An 18,350-nucleotide genomic window follows, 5' to 3' on the forward strand; every position below is an offset into this window, starting at 1 on the left:
GCCTTCTTTGATTGGAGAGTCTTGGTTACGGACGTAATCGGGACTCTCCTTTTTTGTTTTCCCTCTGTGGTGGAAAACCGGAAATCGCCGAAATCTGCATTTCCGCCATGGGGGAAACAACAAAAATGCGAAAAACAGTGTTTCGGCCATGGGAGAAACAACAAAAATGCGAAAAACAGTGTTTCGGCCATGGCGGAAACAGCAAAAATGCAAAAAACAGTGTTTCGGCCATGGGAGAAACAACAAAAATGCGAAAAACAGCATTTCCGCCATGGGAGAAACAACAAAAATGCGAAAAACTGTGTTTCCGCCATGGGGCAAGAACCATTTGGCGAGTTTTTTCATCTATGTTCTTATGTCTTTATGTCAAAAAAGAGAATAGTATCTTTATACAGAAGGTTCTGTATAGTTATTCATTTGTGAGCGCGGAGGAAACTTTATCGTGTATCTGTATAGAATGTATTGATATTCAATGTTTTGTCTATATGTCTTTTCTCTCAAAAAACTGTAAATGCCGGTGTATATCTTTGCCAATATCGTATTTTTTTTGTAACTTTGCAGCGGATAATTAGAGACATAATGCTTGTGTTAGTAATTATGTCTTGTTGATATTAACGGAGCTGAGATATGCAGATAACTTTTTCTCATATTCTGCAATCGCGATTATACGGATGTTGTTTTTTTGATAATCAGGTTCCACAAATCAATTACTGATGAAGAGAATAGTTAAAATTGTATTTTTAGTTGTTTCATTTTTAGTTTTTGAACTTATCCCGGCAGTTGCTGCCCATAGTTCAAGTTCAAATTTGAGTAGAAAAGTAGATTGGGAGCCAGTGATGGCCGCAATTATTCAAGTAGAAAGTAATGGTAATCCGAAGGCCGTTAGTGGAAATTCGGTAGGAGCCATGCAGATAACTCCAATATTAGTTGCAGAATGTAATGATATATTGAAGTCGCGTAAGATTAAGAAGAAATATTATTTGAGAGATCGTTTTAGTGTTGCGAAGTCTAAGGAAATGTTTCTTCTGATTCAATCAAAGTACAATCCTCTAAATAGCATAGAGAAAGCGATTCGTTCTTGGAATGGGGGAGTACATTCAAGTAGTAAAAAGACCCAGCGTTACTTGGAGAAAGTTTTACGGGCTATGAAATAAAAAGCCTTTGAAATAACGTGTTTTCGGCTGCAAACTCGAATTAGAGTTTGCAGCCGATTCTTTATAATTAATCTTAAAAACAGCTTTTGTGCCAACTTTTGAGTTATCTTTGTATATCTAATTAATATTAATTTTGTAATCCTATGACATTAATTATTGTACTTGTTGTTTTAGTTTTGATAGCCCTTTGGCTTGTTGGTCTTTACAATCGTTTGGTAAGTCTTCGCAACAATCGGGAGAATGCTTTTGCCAATATCGATGTTCAGTTGAAACAACGTTATGATTTAGTTCCACAGTTGGTTGCTACGGTTAAGGGATATGCCACCCATGAGCGTGAAGTATTAGAGAAAGTAACGGCTGCGCGTGCTGCTGCAATGGGCGCAGTGTCCATCAACGACAAAGTTATGGCTGATAATGCTTTGACAAGTGCGCTTGCCGGATTGAAAGTTTCTTTAGAGGCTTATCCGGAGTTGAAAGCTAATCAGAACTTTCTTCAGTTGCAAACTGAAATCGCTGACATCGAGAATAAGTTGGCCGCAACACGTCGTTTCTTTAATTCTACTACGCGCGAGTTGAATACTGCCGTACAGTCGTTCCCCTCTAATCTTATCGCCAATGCTTTTGGTTTCCATAAGGAGCTGATGTTTGAAATTCCGCAAGAAGATCGTGCAACGTTAGATAAGGCTCCTGAGGTTAAGTTCTAACGGTATGAAGTATGTAGGGATGTATACCCAAATCCGTAATAACAACATGAAGACCATCATGTTGTTATTACTATTTCCGGCCATTATCTTGGGAATGGTTTGGGTGTTTTTAGCTTTATTGAACTACTTTGGCGGCGGTTATCTCGACGCGGATGGCGAAGTGGTCCATCAATTGGATGTCGCAACAGTCAATTATTATTTTATTACGACCATACCCTGGGTAATTTTAGGCGTAGGATTGTGGTTTATCATTGCTTATTTTTCCAATGCGGCAATGATTAATCACGCCACACAGGCCGTTCCATTGGTGCGGCGAGACAATCCACGTGTATATAACATCGTAGAAAACCTATGTATGAGTTGTGGCATGGATATGCCGAAGGTGAATGTCGTGAAGGATCCTCAGCTTAATGCTTTCGCAATTGGAATCAATAAGAAAACGTATGCCGTCACCGTTACAACCGGTTTATTGGATATTCTTGATGATGACGAGCTGGCCGGAGTCATTGGTCACGAGTTGACACATATTCGTAATCAAGACACTCGCCTGCTTATTACAAGTATTATCTTTGTCGGCATTGTGTCTACGGTCATGTCTTTGGTTGTCAGAATCATGTATCAGATGATGTGGTATGGCGGTGGCAGTCGCCGAAATTCAGATAGTGACAACAAGGGAAATGGTCTTGGCGTAATAGCTGTTATGCTGATTGGGCTTATCTGTTGTGCCATAGCCTATCTGTTTACCTTGCTCACGCGTTTTGCCATCTCGCGCAAGCGTGAGTATATGGCCGACGCGGGTGGCGCGGAACTCTGTGGCAACCCCTTGGCACTGGCCTCTGCGTTGCGTAAGATTTCAGGCAATCCGGGCTTAGATCATGTGAGTCGTGCCGATGTAGCCCAGTTATTTATTATTCAACCCGACGAGATGGAGCAAGGACTGATGGCTTTCATGAACTCTTTATTCAGCACTCATCCCGACACGGAAAAGCGAATCAAACTATTAGAGCAGTTTTAGCAATGAAGCCTTTCGTTTTATTTTTGTTGTTATCGTTGATGAGCGCGCTCCCCAATCAGGCACAGACGCCGAAGGTTAGCTACCAATCTTTTGAACATTATAATGACCGTGTGGCTGAGTTCGAGACCATGCGCCCCGTTGATAGTACGGATATTGTTATGTTGGGTAATAGTCTTACCGAGTTTGCGGGCGACTGGAATAAGCTTCTTGCTGCCCGTCGTATCCGTAATCGTGGCATTGCCGGCGACGATGCCATGGGCATTTATCACCGTCTTGTCCAGATTTTACCGGGCAAACCCAAAGCTATCTTTCTGATGGTTGGCATTAATGACCTCAGCCATGACCTATCAGCCGCTCAGGTTTTTGAGCTTTGTCAGAAAGTGATCGATAAGATTCGGGCCGAGTCACCTCAAACAAAGCTTTATGTACAGAGCCTTTTGCCCATCAACGAGAGCTTTGGAAGGTGGAAGACACTGGAAGGAAAAACCGATGAAGTGGCCAAACTTACCCGCATGATTCGTCGTTATTGTGAGGCCAACCATATCACGTACATCAATCTTTTCCGCTATTTCAATCGTCACGGAACCAATGAAATGCGTCCGGAACTCACCTCCGACGGACTCCATCTATCGCCTTTGGGGTATAAAATTTGGGCGTTTCATCTGAAAAAATATCTAAGAGAGCTTGCCAAATAAGGCAAGCTCTTTTTGTATTCAGAATCATGGCTCACCGGAAACTATGGATATAGCCTTATCATTTGAAGCAAATTCCCTATGAAAAAATCATACAAATCACCTTCAAAATTTGCTCCGAGAAAAAAGTTCGTGACTAAAACCGCAGTATTTTGAGCGTTTGTTCCTAAATGATTAAAGCGTTGATTATCAGTGATTTATTTAAAATTACAGTGTTTTTGCTTATCAAAAATAGTCTGAAATACCGCAAATAATCGCCTAAAAGCATGCTTTTGAGCCGCTAAAAGCATAACTATGAGGAGCTAAAAGCATAGCAATGAGGAGGTAAAAGCATAGCTTTTAGCGTGTGAAAGCAGCCCTTTTACATCCCAATGAGCTAAAAATGACATGGCGTAGGGGTAGAAAACTGCTTTTTATCCCTATTTTTCTATCTAATTGGAGCATTTTTAGAGGTCGTTTTTCTTACTACTTTCTTTACAAAAAAAGTTAGAACCGAGTGTTCCCACAGATGAGTTTGAAGAGTGGGACATTGCTCCTTCGCTTGACTGTCCCTTCGCTTTAGCGTGTGATTTATTAAGTAATAGTGATGCGTTTACAATAAAAAATCGGCGCAACTTGTTGACTTCAACTCGTTACGCCGATATAAGTTGCGGAGGCAGGACTCGAACATGCGACCTCCAGGTTATGAGCCTGGCGAGCTACCAACTGCTCCACTCCGCGATATTAACCATTCAAACAAGTCAGTAAAGCACTGCTTCTTGTTTGCGAGTGCAAAGGTACACTTTTTTATTATATTACCAAAATAATTGGCGTTTTTTTTGCTTTTATGTCCAATATTGTCCTAAATATTTTATAATGTAGGCCCTGTAGCTGCGTTTAATGCCCCAAGTTACAAGCATTCTTTCATATTTTTTTCCTGTATTTTATCTATAATAATTTGGTCATGTAAAACAAAACGTCTACTTTTGCACAAATAAAATTCTATTGTGCAATTCTTACTGCGGAGGAAAAGTTGTATGTCAATATCGAAAACCAGACAGAAGTTAGTTGAAGTGGCACGTCAGTTGTTTGCGAAGAAAGGCGTTGCGAATACGACTATGAATGATATTGCAGTTGCTTCGGGTAAGGGGAGACGCACATTATATACCTATTTTAATCGGAAAGAAGATGTCTATTACGCTGTGATAGAATCTGAGTTGGAGCGGTTGTCGGACAAATTGGACGAGGTAGCTTCAAAAAACATTCCACCACAGGAAAAGATTATTGAGTTGATTTATACCCATTTGAGTCTGATTAAGGAAACGGTGGTGCGGAATGGCAACCTGCGTGCCGAGTTTTTCCGGAACATCTGGATGGTGGAAAAGGTGAGAAAGAATTTTGATGAAGACGAAATCGAACTGTTCCGGAAGGTATATGCTGATGGAAAAGCTGACGGAGAGTTTGATATAGATAATGTGGAGCTGGTGGCCGACATTACTCATTATTGTATCAAAGGCCTTGAGGTGCCTTTCATCTATGGTCGGTTGGGCCATGGTATGACCGAAGAAACCAGCAAACCGCTTGTTGCCAAAGTCGTATATGGTGCTTTGGGAAAGATGAGCGCTAAGTAAAAAGATTATTCACTAATAAAATAAGAAAATGAAATTGTTAGAAGGTAAAACAGCTCTTGTTACAGGAGCTGCACGTGGAATCGGCAAAGCCATTGCATTGAAATTTGCTGAAGAAGGTGCCAATGTGGCTTTTACGGATCTCGTTATCGATGAAAACGGTAAGGCTACAGAAGACGAAATAGCAGCCAAAGGCGTAAAGGCGAAGGGCTATGCCAGCAATGCGGCCGATTTTGCGCAGACAGCGGAAGTAGTTAAAATGGTAAAAGAAGAATTTGGTTCGATTGATATTCTGGTGAATAATGCCGGTATTACCAAGGACGGATTAATGCTTCGTATGACCGAACAGCAGTGGGACGCGGTGATTGCCGTGAACTTGAAGAGTGCTTTTAATTTCATTCACGCCTGTGTTCCTCTTATGATGCGTCAGCGTGGTGGCTCTATTATCAATATGGCTTCTGTCGTTGGTGTGCATGGAAATGCGGGTCAGGCCAACTATGCGGCTTCTAAGGCCGGAATGATAGCCCTTGCCAAGAGCGTTGCTCAGGAAATGGGACCGAAGGGTGTTCGTGCGAACGCGATAGCTCCCGGCTTTATCGACACGGCTATGACACAGGCATTGCCGGATGAAATCCGTAAGGAGTGGACCAACAAGATACCATTGCGTCGTGGTGGAACGGTAGAAGATATTGCCAATACAGCGGTTTATCTGGCTTCCGATTTGTCAAGTTATGTTTCGGGTCAGGTGATCCAAGTTGACGGTGGTATGAATATGTAAGATGCAAATCGTATTCGAAGATAACCATATTATTATCGTCAATAAGGAAAGCGGTGAGATCGTGCAAGGTGATAAGACCGGCGATACACCGCTTTCTGAGCTTGTCAAGAATTATATTAAGGAGAAGTACCATAAGCCCGGCAATGTTTTTCTGGGTGTGGTACATCGCCTTGACCGTCCCGTGGCGGGCCTTGTCGTCTTTGCCAAGACATCGAAAGCCCTGACACGTCTCAATGAAATGTTTCGCAAGGGCGAGGTTCATAAGACCTATTGGGCACTGACACAGAATAAACCGGCAAATATGGAAGGCACGTTGACCCATTGGCTGGTACGCAACGAGAAGCAGAATAAAAGTTATGCTTATGATCGTGAGGTTCCTAATTCAAAGAAATCAGTCTTGGAATATAAGGAAATAGGCCGTACCGATCGTTATACGTTGCTTGAAGTCAAACTGTTGACGGGCCGTCATCACCAGATACGGTGCCAATTAGCCCACATGGGCTGCCCGATTAAGGGCGACCTGAAGTATGGAGCCAAGCGAAGCAATCCTGATGGAAGCATTAGTCTGCTTTCATATCATGTAGAGTTTGTGCATCCCGTTTCAAAAGAAACGATTTTTTTAGACGCTCCACTTCCGTCGGATCGTCTGTGGCAAAGTTTTGTAAAATAACCTTTATCGTCAAAAACTTTATTCAATCATTCCATTTTGTCGAATTTATTTGCTTACTTTGCACGTATAAGCATGATTCTCGATGAATAATAAAATAGTAAAGTGGATAGGATTTGCGGTTATTTTTCCTATTTTACTTTTTTCCCTTTGCTGTTTATTGTTTTACTTTCCACCGTTTCAAAATTGGGCAGTAAAGCAAGTCGCTTATTATGCCTCCGCAAAAACGGGGATGGATATCAGCGTGGCGCGTGTGAACTTAGAGTTTCCTTTCGACCTTGGGGTTGAAGATGTTCGGGTGATCCGGCAGAACGATTCTTTGCCACAGCTGAAAGATACAGTGGCCGATATACATAAGACGGTGGTTTCTATCGAGTTATTGCCGTTGCTCAATAAGCGCGTGGTCATCAATCAACTTGATTTTCAAAAGTTACATTTTAATACGACGACTTTTATCCATGCCGCATGTGTGAAGGGTCGTGTCGGACAGCTGAAACTGAAAGCCCGCGATATAGATATTGGAAAGCAGTTGGTAAAGGTGGATGATATTCGGTTGAGCGATGCCGGAATCGATGTGGCGTTGAGCGATACGGTTAAAGAGGATACGACCCATCAGGATAACTTTTGGAAAATAGCCGTGGGGCAGCTGAAGATTGATCGCGCAAACGTGATGATACGCATGCCCGGCGACTCTCTGCGAGTGCGGGTATATGCGGGAAAAGCGATTGCCCGGCAAGGCTTCTTTGATCTTTACAAGAACAGCTATCGTGTAGCTTCTTTCGATTGGGAGGAAGGTAGACTCAAGTATGACAATCCTTTTGAGAGCGCGAAGAATGGCTTTGATTATAACCATTTGGCTGTTTCGAACATTCGTTTAGGTGTTGATTCCTTTGAATACGCAAGTCCGAAGCTGACGATGCGAATCCGTTGTTGTTCATTGTCAGAGAAAAGTGGTTTGGTTGTCAGTTCTCTGACCGGCCCGGTCTGTCTGGACTCTGTCAAATTACAGTTGCCCGCGTTTTCTTTACAAACGCCGGCATCGCGTCTGGATGCCGCTATTGACTTGGATTTGAACGCGTTCGATAACCTTCGTCCCGGTCAATTAAAAGTCTCTCTACACGGCAGTTTAGGTAAACAGGATATAATGCGCTTCTTGACCGATGTGCCGGCACAGGTCAAGGCACAATGGCCTAACTATCCTTTGCGGCTCGACGGCGTGGTACGAGGGAATCCGGAGCGTGTCAGATTGGTGGGCTTATTGCTAAAGTTGCCCACTGCTTTCCGTGTCAGGCTTGATGGAACCGTGTCACATTTGAATCAGCCTAAGATCTTACAGGGCTACTTGGATTTACGTGCGCAAACGTATAACTTGGCGTTTCTGTCCGCGTTCATGAATGGCGGGCAGGCAGGTCAGGTGAAGATTCCACATGATATTTCGGTCGACGGACACATCCGGTTCGATAAAGCAACTTATGCGGCCCGCTTCATGGCCCGTCAGGGAAGCGGAAGCCTGAATGGAACGCTGACATTGGATACGCGCCGTATGGCATACAACGCCCGCCTGACGGCCCATCAGTTACCATTGCAGCGTTTTCTACCCAAGATGGGACTGCGGCCTTTTACAGGTTTTGTTGACGCCAATGGGGTAGGTACAGACTTCCTTTTGCCGACAACACGTTTAAATGCCAAAGTCGGAATCACGCGTTTTAGCTATGGAGGATATCGTCTGGATGGCGTGAAAGGAGACGTGAAGCTACGCAATGGTCGGGCCCATGCGACGCTTCAGAGTAGCAATCCTTTGGTAGGAGGAAATATAAATCTGACGGCCTTGATGGATAAACGGCGTGTAAAAGCTACCGTGCAGGGCACTTTCGCTCATCTGGATTTTTATGGATTACGCCTGACGGAGAAGCCTTTCTCTGCTTCGGCACATACAATGCTGGAGTTGGAAACGGATTTAAAAGACTATTATAGCGTTCGGGGGGCTATCAATGAGCTGATAATCAATGACAATAATCATATCTATCGCCCCGAGAATTTTACACTCAATATCCTCACGCGTTCCGATACGACGCACGCCGTCGTGAATTGTGGCGATTTCAGAATGCGTCTGGACGGACACGGAGGCTATCGTAAATTATTGGCCCGGAGTCAGAAGTTTGCCGACGAAATAGAATATTTGCTTAAAAACAGGACGATTGATCAGTTGGCTTTGCGTAAAAATCTGCCTTTGGCCTCGCTTTATTTACAAAGTGGGAAAAATAACTTTTTCTGCCATTTGTTAGCTCGTTATGGCTATCAGTTTGCCAAGGCCGATGTAAATATGAATACTTCGCCTATCCTGGGATTGAACGGCAGTCTTCAGATAGACTCACTGATCCTGGATAGTATCCGGCTTGATACGGTACGTTTTAATATCATGTCGGATCATGACGCGTTTACTTATCGGGCACAGGTTGTCAATAATAAACGAAATCCGCAGTACACTTTCCGAGCCGAAGCCGACGGAGCGCTTCATGAGCATGGATCTTATCTGAAGGCAAAACTGTACGACGCCAAGAATAAACTGGGTTTGGATTTGGGACTTTCGGCCGTCATGGAACCTAAAGGTTTGAGAATCCATATCATGGAAGATAATCCGATATTGGGTTATAAGAAATTTACCGTGAACACGGGAAACTATGTATTCTTGGGTGACGACCGTCGGTTGTCTGCCACACTGGAACTTGAGGCTGCCGATGGAACGGGCGTGCATGTGTATACGGATGATAATAATCTGGAAGCATTGCAGGACGTGACCGTCAGTCTGAACAAATTCAATCTTTCCGACGTACTTTCAGTTTTGCCTTATACACCTAATATAAAGGGTGTATTGAACGGAGACTACCATCTTATACAAACACAATCTCAGTTATCGGTGTCTTCCGACATGACGATTGATAATCTGTTCTACGAGAATAATTTTATGGGTAATCTCGGAACGGAGTTTGTTTATATGCCCAAATCCGACGGTTCGCATTATCTGGAAGGTATTCTTTCGCAAAATGGCAATGAGGTTGCTACCCTGAAAGGTACGTATTGGTCGGAAGGGGTGGGCAAACTTGACGCGCGGTTGTCAATGGAGCGATTGCCATTGAGTTTTATCAATGGATTCATACCTAATCAGTTGCTTGGTTTCCAAGGATATGCGGAAGGCACTTTAACTGTGGAAGGCTCGCTTTCCAAGCCAATAATCAATGGCGAAGCCTATCTGGATTCGGCCTATCTGGTCAGTGTTCCCTATGGTGTTACGTTGCGGTTTGATAACGATCCTGTAGCGGTTCATAACAGCCATTTGTTATTTGAGAATTTCGAGATGTACGCCTACAATGACAGCCCGTTGAATATGTCGGGTTATCTTGATTTTTCAGATTTGAACAACATGAACATGGATGTCAGAATGCGTGCACAAAACTTCGAACTTATCAATGCGAAAGAGAATCTACGCTCGGAGGCTTTCGGTAAAGCATTTGTCAATTTCTTTGCGAGAATGAATGGCAGGGTCGACAATTTGCAGATGCGGGGCAAGCTGGATGTGCTCGGATCTACTGATATGACCTATATTCTTCGGGATAGTCCGCTCACAACGGATAATCAATTAGATGAACTTGTGAAGTTCACCGACTTCTCTGATTCGACCAAACAGGAAGTTCGTCGCCCTCCATTGTCAGGTTTCAGCATGGATCTGGCCATGAGTATCAATGAAAGTGCGCATGTGCTTTGCGCCTTGAACGCGGATAAGTCGAACTATGTAGACCTGATTGGCGGTGGCGAACTTCGCATGCAGTATAATACGGTTGATGCTTTGAGACTTACCGGGCGTTATACATTGAGCAATGGAGAAATGAAATATTCACTGCCTGTGATTCCTTTGAAAACATTTACGATACAAGATGGAAGCTATATAGAGTTTATGGGTGACGCGATGAATCCACGCCTGAATATCAAAGCTGTAGAACAGAACAAGGCTACGGTTGCTACTGCGGGCAGCGCGGGGCGTACAGTCAACTTCGAAACGGGAGTTGTGATCACCAAAACGCTGAAGAATATGGGGCTTGAGTTTATTATCGACGCTCCCGAAGACATGAGTATCAGCAATCAACTCAATACGATGAGCAAGGAAGAGCGTGGCAAGATAGCCGTAACAATGCTGACTACGGGCATGTATTTGGCTGATGGCAACACCAATGGCTTCTCTATGAACTCTGCCTTGAGTGCCTTTTTGCAGAGCCAGATTAATAGTATTGCCGGCAATGCGCTGCGCACTTTAGACCTGACTTTTGGTATGGATAATTCTACGGACGCCGGTGGAAATACGCATACGGATTATTCTTTCAAATTCTCAAAGCGTTTTTGGAACAATCGTCTTCGAATCATTGTCGGAGGAGAGCTGTCTACCGGTCCCGATGTTGCTAATCAAAACAAGTCGTTCTTTGACAATATCTCTTTCGAATACAGATTGAATGAAGCTTCTACCCAGTATCTCAAGCTTTTCTATGATCGAGCTAATTATGATTGGCTTGAAGGAGACGCCGGACAATATGGTGCCGGTTTCGTATGGCGGCGTAAGTTGCGACATCTGAAAGATTTGTTCCGTTTTAAAGAGAGCAATCTGATCATGTTGCCGGCACCATCGGATTCTGTCAAACAACAACAACCGAAAAAATAAAAAAGAAATGATACGTAAGCGCTATATTGGGCTGTTGCTCGGAGTAAGTGGTATCATGGCTTCCTGCTCATCTACCTCCGGTGTTTCGGAAGGTGACCGGTTATACACAGGAATATCGAAGATTGACTACGCGAATTATGAGAAGACACGCCATTTTACCACCACTCGCGAGGAAGTAGAGGCGGCGTTGGCCTGCCAGCCCAACGGTGCCTTTTTAGGAAGTTCGTATCATCGTATTCCTTTTCCTTATCGCCTATGGATCTGGAACGCGTTTCATGATGGAGACGACGACTTGTCGAGATGGATAACGAAGAACTTTGGCAAGCCGCCGGTGCTGATTAGCTGGGTCAATCCCGCGTTACGGGCCAGTGTCGCACGGTCAGTGCTTCGCAACCATGGCTACTTCTTAGGCGATGTCAGTTTTCATGTCGATCAGGCAAAGAATCCCAAGAAGGCTAAATTGGGTTACGCGGTGAGTATGGGACCCCTGTTTACAATCGATACGCTTACCTATGAGGGCTTTCCCCACGAAGCCGATAGCTTGATTCATGCCACGATGGGCGAAGCGAAAGTGAAAGCCGGTGATCCTTTTGAAGTGGCGGCACTCGACGCTGAGCGAACCCGTATCAGCGCTTTATTCCGTAATTATGGCTATTTTTATTATCAGCCGGGTTATACTTCTTACTTGGCAGATACCCTTTCTCGTGGAGGAAAGGTAGATTTAAGAATGAGAATGCTTGATGATCTACCTGAAAAGGCTCGACACAAATGGTATATAGGTAATGTCGACTTGGAGTTGCGTAAGCAGTTTATGGAGACTTTGAATGACACGATTCGTCGCCGTCGGCTCACGGTCCACTTCAATGGTCGCAAGTCGCCTATTCGTCCGCGTGTCATTCTGCGCGATTTGAAGTTGCGACCGGGCCGGCTTTATAGTTATGACCAGTATCTCGAATCTTCCAATAAGATAGTAAGTGGCGGTATTTTCAGTTCAGTTGATTTTCAGTTTACGCCGCGTGACAGCAGCGCTACTTGCGATACGCTGGATCTTCGGCTTAATTGTATCTTCGACCGGCCTTACGATTTCTATGTCGAAACAAACTATACGGGACGTACAAGCGGTCGTATGGGGCCCGGTCTTGTGATTGGTCTGACCAAGCGCAATGCCTTTCATGGTGGTGAAAAACTCGACATCAATCTCAGAGGATCGTATGAATGGCAGACCGGAAACAATCTCAGTGGTTCGGGAGATAAAATCAATTCGTATGAATATGGTGGTGACATTTCTTTGGAGCTGCCACGTTTGTTCCTACCCATTTTGCGGCACCATCGTTTTAATACCACTCCGACCACGCTCATCAAGGCCTCTTCCGACGTCATCAATAGAGCAAGTTTTTTTAAGCGACATGTTGTTTCGGGCGAATTGTCATATACTTTCCAGACTTCAGAAACGTCAATGCATCAGTTTACGCCTTTGGTATTGCAATATGATTATATGTCGAGCCATACGGCAAAGTTCGATTCAATCATGCAGACCAGTCCTTATCTCCAAGTGACAATGGGTGATCATCTGGTTCCTAAAATGCGTTATAGCTATATTTATACCAGTCCGGTAAAGTTTCGGAATCCGATTTGGTGGCAGACGACAGTGAGTGAAGCGGCCAATATCCTGTCTTTGGGTTATATGCTTTTTGGAGATCGCTGGGGAGAAAAGAACAAACAGATGTTTAAGAATCCTTATGCGCAGTTTTTTAAGATCGAGACGGAATTGCGAAAGACATGGCAACTGAACGCCCACGATCAACTGGTGGGACATATTAGTGGCGGCGCCATCTGGGCCTATGGCAATTCCAGCGCGGCCCCTTGGAACGAACAGTTTTATGTGGGTGGCGCCAACAGCATTCGGGCTTTTACCGTAAGGAGCATCGGTCCGGGCTCTTATCAAGCTCATCAGAATACGACGTCCTATCTTGATCAGACCGGTGATATCAAATTATTGTGCAATCTGGAATACAGGCCACGCCTTTTCGGTAATCTTTATGGCGCTTTGTTTCTGGACGCGGGTAACGTATGGACGATGCACAAGGACGATAGCCGGCCCAATGGTAATTTCCGGTTGAAGAGTTTCCTCAAGGAAATGGCGCTGGGCACAGGTGTCGGTTTGCGTTATAACCTCGATTTCTTCGTGATCCGTGTAGACTGGGGAGTAGGGTTGCATGTCCCCGACCGCAATGGATTCTATAATGTGCGTAGTTTTAAGGACAGTCAGAGCCTGCATCTGGCCATTGGCTATCCTTTCTAAGTTCGTTGGTCATTGTGGTGTGAACGTATAATCATCAATGGTTGTCAAGGAGGAAAACTTTACCGTGTATAAAAATGAAAATGAAATATGTAAATGAAACGGTCAGGCGTCAAGACCGGCTGCTGGAAGAGGCCGGAGCTTTAGAATTATTGGCGCATGGAGAATATGGTGTCTTGTCAATGGTGTCGGACGAAGGTGGCTATGGTATACCTGTCAACTTTGTCTGGGACGGCGACAGCAGCGTATATATTCATTGTGCTCCGGCAGGTCGCAAACTGCAGGCATTGGCTGTCCATCCCAAGGTGTCGTTGTGTATCATTGGCGATGTGCGTCTTTTACCGAGCCGTTTTACGACCGAGTATGAGAGTGTCATCCTCTTTGGTGATGCCCGGATGAACCTGAGTGAGGAAGAAAAGATGAACGCCTTGCGCCTGCTCATCGACAAGTTGTCGCCCGAACACAAGCAGATAGGCGACAAATACGCTCGTGGCAGTTTTCATCGTGTAGAAATTATTCGGATTGATTTCACAACTTTCTCCGGCAAACGAAAACGCGTTCCCAACGCCGATTAGGCATCGGCACAAATTCAAATGACATCATGAAGCAACAACGAATTATTATTTCCAACGATATTCATGCGGCGTTGGCACAGGCCTTGTCGGCTTGTGAACACGACAAAACGTTTGTTTTAACGGATGATACCACGTTAAGATTGTGTCTGCCTTTCATCAAGGAGTGCCCGGCTCTGGTTGGCAGCCGGATTATAACGATTCCGTCTTCCGATAGCAATAAGTCTTTGGAGTCCTTGGCTTCAGTATGGCGCCAACTGGGCGAGCAGGGAGCCACGCGCCATTCCTGCCTGATTAACTTGGGTGGCGGCATGGTTACGGATTTAGGGGGCTTTGCGGCTTCTACCTTTAAGCGCGGAATCAATTTCATTAATATTCCAACCACCCTGCTCGCGATGGTCGACGCTTCGGTTGGGGGCAAGACAGGAATCAATTTTAATGGCCTTAAAAACGAGATAGGGGTGTTCAATGACAGCGACTTTGTGATTCTTGACACGAACTTTCTCCATACGCTCGACGCGGAAAATATCTGTTCCGGCTATGCCGAAATGCTGAAACATGCCCTGATTCATCATGAGTCGATGTGGGCCCGGCATGTCAGTTTCAATCTGAACGCCGCCGTTTCTCATCAGCCCGAGGCTATTCGCGTGTTGCAACAGATGGTGGCCGATTCTGTTTCGGTCAAAGAACATATCGTTTTAGAAGACCCGCACGAGAAAGGGCTTCGCAAAGCGCTTAACTTGGGGCATACCTTTGGCCATGCCTTTGAGAGCTGGACACTTCGCCGCAAACCCGTGTTGCATGGCTATGCCGTGGCTTGGGGACTGATTCCGGAGCTATATCTCAGTGTCGTTAAATGTGGATTTCCCGCCAACCGCATGCGGCAGACGGTGCAATTCATTCGTGAGCATTACGGCCATCTGCTCATTGGATGTGACGATTATGCCGAACTGATTGAGTTGATGCACCATGACAAGAAGAACAGGGGTGATGAAATTAATGTGACTTTGCTGAAAGACATCGGAGAATTGCGGATTAATCAGACGCTTTCCGAAGCAGAAATCAAAGACGCTTTCGATTTCTTCAGAGAAACCTAATGGCTCATCCGATGGCCTTTTCTGGCAAATTTCACGGTGAAAAAAACATACAAATCACTGTCGTATTTTGCTCTAAGAAAAAAGTTTGTGGCTAAAACCCCGGTATTTTGATAGTTTTCAATAAAATAGCAAGTCGTTGATAACCAGTTGTTTGGCATAAATCGCAACGGCCGAGCTCATCCCAAACCACGTGAAATACCGTAATAACGGCCTAAAAGCAGCCTTTTGAGCCGCTAAAAGCATAGCTTTGAGCAGGTAAAAGGGCTGCTTTTAGCGTGTAAAAGCTATGCTTTCACCTCAAGATATGCTAAAAATGACCTCGCGCATGGGTTGAAATCACCCTTTTAACCTTATTTTTCTCTCTAACTGAAGCTTTTTTAGAGCTCGTTTTTCTTACCACTTTATTTACAAAACATCAAAGCATGACGCCGCCGGATTTGGTATTGAAAGTCGAAATCCGGCGCTTACCAGTCGATGGGATTTATCAGGTGGGCCAAACCTAATGGTTTAATAGTCTATTGATTGGCAACAAATTTCTTACCTCTTTGGATGTAAAGGCCGCCTTTGAGCGGTTTTTTTACTTCTCTACCTTGTAAATCATAGATACGCGTGTCTGCCTTTCGATGCTGCCGGATAGACTCAATGGCAGTCGTATTACTGTCTTGTTTGGGATTGTCTTTCAGACTTTCAAATCCGATTGCTATCTTTTGTGGTTTGGCTCCCTGCGAATTTGTTTTCGTAAAATACCAACGGTATGGTGCCACCGTGATATTATGTTTGTTGGCCGTTGCATAGAAAGCATTGTTATAAAGTATGTAGGAATTAGCGATTTTACTCGCGTCAACCTGCTGTTGATAAATTCCGTGGAACGTATATTCTCCTATCCTCTTGCTTACATCCGTACCTTCATAATTCAGTTGCGTAGCCGGCGCGACATACCAATCCTGCTCTTTTTTCGTAAAAGTTCCTGTCAGAATGTAAGGTGTGTCTGCCTTTAGGTCGTGTTCTACTTCCTTGAAAGTCAGTTTCTCATTATTAATGGTCGTGAGTTCATAAGCCGTCACCTGTGTTCCGAAAACGCTTTTGTAGTCATATATATAAAAAGGCGCGATAAAAGTATTGTCGGTGTTGTCCCCGAAATGACAGTTGAAATGCAGGTTGCCTGTTGTATGATAGAGGTTGTTGCCCCAACCGTTTATTTTATCGAGGTATTTCTCGCCGTAGTTGATGTGTAGAATGGTTATGTTATCCGGTTTGTTTTTATTGTCGATGCTGTATAATTTGTACTCTCCGCCACTCTGCCGCAGCTTTAAAGTCTTGCCGTCGATCATGATTTGAAAGTCTGTGCCGTTCTTAAAACTCACCTTGCAGGCTTCCGTATAGATAGGTGACAGGATGAAATAGCCGTCATTCGCTCTCGAATTTGCGAGATAAGCATGGTGTTTCTTGTCGATGAAAGCCGAAAGGTCACCGTCTTTCTTATAGGTTAGGATATTGCTGACACCCGTAACTAAAAACATCTTGTCTTTTTCTTGTGCTACAGGCTCACTCTTGCTGTTGTAATAGCTGTAGCCGATGAGGTTCGGATTTGTCTCGCTTTTGCTTCTTTCGATAAACGCGTGGTATTTCTTGCCTTTTTTATAGGTTATCAAGTAGTCTTCGCCGTCGATCATCTGGTCAACCGACGTCACTTCCTCATACGTTGTAGGGGTTTGGGGATAGGTAGTAGTCTGGGCTTTACAGCTCAAACTGCTGAATAGAATAGATAAACTCAGTATCGTTATATGCTTCATGATCTATTAGAATTGATTGAATATTTGTTTGAGGTTTATGATTAAGCCGACTTTGTTTTGTGTCAGTCGCCCTGTTTCTTATGACAAATGTACGTTTTTTGCACCAAAAACCCCAAGAAAACAGATTTGTTTATGACACAAAAGCCATTATTTTTTGTTTTTCTATTGCAGCCGGAAGTCCATAGGAGTACATCCCTTGTGCCTTTTAAAGAACTTATTGAAGAAGCTCGGATTGGAAAAATTAAGCTGCATGGAAATCTCTGTCACTGATAAGTCGCTGTATTTCAGCATGACTTGGGCGGCCGCAATGATAGAGCGGTCTATCCATTTCTTGGCCGTAATGCCGCTGACATTCTTGATGATGGTTCCTAAATAGCGTTCCGTCAGACACAGTTTGTCGGCATAGAAGGCCAACTGATGTTCTTGTTTGCTATGTAGATTGACCAGATGAATAAACTGTTCAAATACTCCTCGGTCTCTTGTCTTATTGCTGTTGTTTACCGACCGCTGCCTCATAAACAAGTCATCAAAATCATACAAAACGGCCATGATCAGCGCGTGAACAACCTTTGTGGACATTTGTTGCTGTAGAAGTGCCTTTAAAAGCAGCGAAAAAAGATGGTCAGCAAAGTCTTTTTGTTCTTCCGTTATCTTAATATGTCCATCCATCTGCTCTCCGTTCAGGAAACCGGGTAATTGGTTTTCGGCAGCCAAGTGTAGCGTTTCGGCCGACATCGCCATGCCTTTCAGCGTGAAATCGGGGCTGACAAAGATTGGTTCCACAATAGTTCCCGGGGTCAGAAAGACGAGCGTGTTTGCTTTTAGTTCATGCTCTATCAGGTTGATATTGGCACGAACAGTCCCCGACATAATCATTCCTATTCGATAATCTTCCAGTTGCATCAGCTTTTGGGAAGCTATCACTTGTCTCAACAGATGCGAGACATTGCCTACCACGGTCAGCGGTTTGCTGATAAAGATATCATTCGGTCGACCTTCGTGTACAGGGGCAAGCAGTTCTTGAAAACGGTCAAAGGTGAGTGATTCCGGCTTTTTCTTCATATAAAATCATTAAGATATTACACAAAGATAATGATTTGGCGACAAACTTTGTTATTGTAATCGTATTTTTCGTACAAATAGGTCGTATTTGTGTGTTTGCAGACAATATGGTTCCCAGCCGTATCTCTCTGTTTGGATATTAAAAGAATTATTGCTGTCCGGTAAAACTTAAATGGCATAGATATCCTTTCGGAATTGCCTT

General features: G+C 44.2%; 14 protein-coding genes and 1 tRNA gene. 12 read left to right on the forward strand and 3 right to left on the reverse strand.

Annotation, left to right across the window (positions count from 1 at the left end; translation table 11 throughout):
* From JHU38_RS11265 to JHU38_RS11285, 5 genes are all read left to right on the forward strand, one after another.
* Positions 1-423: hypothetical protein (locus JHU38_RS11265; protein WP_207859383.1), on the forward strand; the 423-nt coding region annotated here is incomplete at its 5' end.
* A 290-nt stretch (positions 424-713) separates the two neighbouring features.
* Positions 714-1,154, forward strand: a complete 441-nt coding sequence (locus tag JHU38_RS11270; protein ID WP_107582997.1) for a lytic transglycosylase domain-containing protein — start codon at positions 714-716, stop codon at positions 1,152-1,154.
* Positions 1,155-1,297: 143 nt separating this feature from the next.
* Positions 1,298-1,858: a LemA family protein gene (locus tag JHU38_RS11275; RefSeq protein WP_107582995.1), complete on the forward strand. Its 561-nt coding sequence runs from the start codon at positions 1,298-1,300 to the stop codon at positions 1,856-1,858.
* A 4-nt stretch (positions 1,859-1,862) separates the two neighbouring features.
* Positions 1,863-2,873 (forward strand): M48 family metallopeptidase, encoded by a 1,011-nt coding sequence (locus tag JHU38_RS11280; RefSeq protein WP_107582993.1) that lies wholly within the window; start codon positions 1,863-1,865, stop codon positions 2,871-2,873.
* Positions 2,874-2,875: 2 nt separating this feature from the next.
* On the forward strand, positions 2,876-3,568 hold the full coding sequence (locus JHU38_RS11285; protein ID WP_107582992.1) for a GDSL-type esterase/lipase family protein: 693 nt from the start codon (positions 2,876-2,878) through the stop codon (positions 3,566-3,568).
* A gap of 644 nt (positions 3,569-4,212) precedes the next feature.
* Here JHU38_RS11285 and JHU38_RS11290 read toward each other — a convergent pair.
* Positions 4,213-4,285 (reverse strand) — tRNA-Met (locus JHU38_RS11290).
* A 296-nt stretch (positions 4,286-4,581) separates the two neighbouring features.
* Between JHU38_RS11290 and JHU38_RS11295 the strand changes: the two genes are divergently transcribed.
* The 7 genes from JHU38_RS11295 to aroB all read left to right on the forward strand — a co-directional run bounded on the left by JHU38_RS11295 (position 4,582) and on the right by aroB (position 15,293).
* A complete protein-coding gene (locus JHU38_RS11295) occupies positions 4,582-5,175 on the forward strand; it encodes a TetR/AcrR family transcriptional regulator (protein ID WP_107582990.1) in 594 nt (197 codons plus the stop codon).
* Between the two features lie 28 nt (positions 5,176-5,203).
* Positions 5,204-5,950, forward strand: a complete 747-nt coding sequence (fabG, locus tag JHU38_RS11300) for a 3-oxoacyl-[acyl-carrier-protein] reductase (protein WP_107582988.1) — start codon at positions 5,204-5,206, stop codon at positions 5,948-5,950.
* Position 5,951: 1 nt separating this feature from the next.
* Entirely contained in the window at positions 5,952-6,620 is a 669-nt protein-coding gene (locus tag JHU38_RS11305) for an RluA family pseudouridine synthase (protein ID WP_107582986.1), read from the forward strand.
* Between the two features lie 82 nt (positions 6,621-6,702).
* Positions 6,703-11,325: a translocation/assembly module TamB domain-containing protein gene (locus tag JHU38_RS11310; protein WP_107582984.1), complete on the forward strand. Its 4,623-nt coding sequence runs from the start codon at positions 6,703-6,705 to the stop codon at positions 11,323-11,325.
* Between the two features lie 7 nt (positions 11,326-11,332).
* A complete protein-coding gene (gene tamL / locus JHU38_RS11315) occupies positions 11,333-13,627 on the forward strand; it encodes a translocation and assembly module lipoprotein TamL (protein ID WP_107582982.1) in 2,295 nt (764 codons plus the stop codon).
* An 80-nt stretch (positions 13,628-13,707) separates the two neighbouring features.
* Positions 13,708-14,199 carry a pyridoxamine 5'-phosphate oxidase family protein gene (locus JHU38_RS11320; RefSeq protein WP_199222680.1) on the forward strand — a complete coding sequence of 164 codons (492 nt, stop codon included), beginning with the start codon at positions 13,708-13,710 and terminating at the stop codon, positions 14,197-14,199.
* Between the two features lie 26 nt (positions 14,200-14,225).
* Positions 14,226-15,293: a 3-dehydroquinate synthase gene (gene aroB / locus JHU38_RS11325; protein WP_107582978.1), complete on the forward strand. Its 1,068-nt coding sequence runs from the start codon at positions 14,226-14,228 to the stop codon at positions 15,291-15,293.
* Between the two features lie 515 nt (positions 15,294-15,808).
* Here the strand turns inward: aroB and JHU38_RS11330 are convergent.
* Complete coding sequence (locus tag JHU38_RS11330) at positions 15,809-17,086, reverse strand: hypothetical protein (protein ID WP_146157030.1); 1,278 nt, start codon at positions 17,084-17,086, stop codon at positions 15,809-15,811.
* Positions 17,087-17,248: 162 nt separating this feature from the next.
* Entirely contained in the window at positions 17,249-18,148 is a 900-nt protein-coding gene (locus JHU38_RS11335) for a helix-turn-helix domain-containing protein (RefSeq protein WP_107582974.1), read from the reverse strand.
* Positions 18,149-18,350: the final 202 nt, after the last annotated feature.

The sequence above is a fragment of the Prevotella illustrans genome, assembly GCF_017426725.1.
GTDB classification, from domain to species: domain Bacteria; phylum Bacteroidota; class Bacteroidia; order Bacteroidales; family Bacteroidaceae; genus Prevotella; species Prevotella illustrans.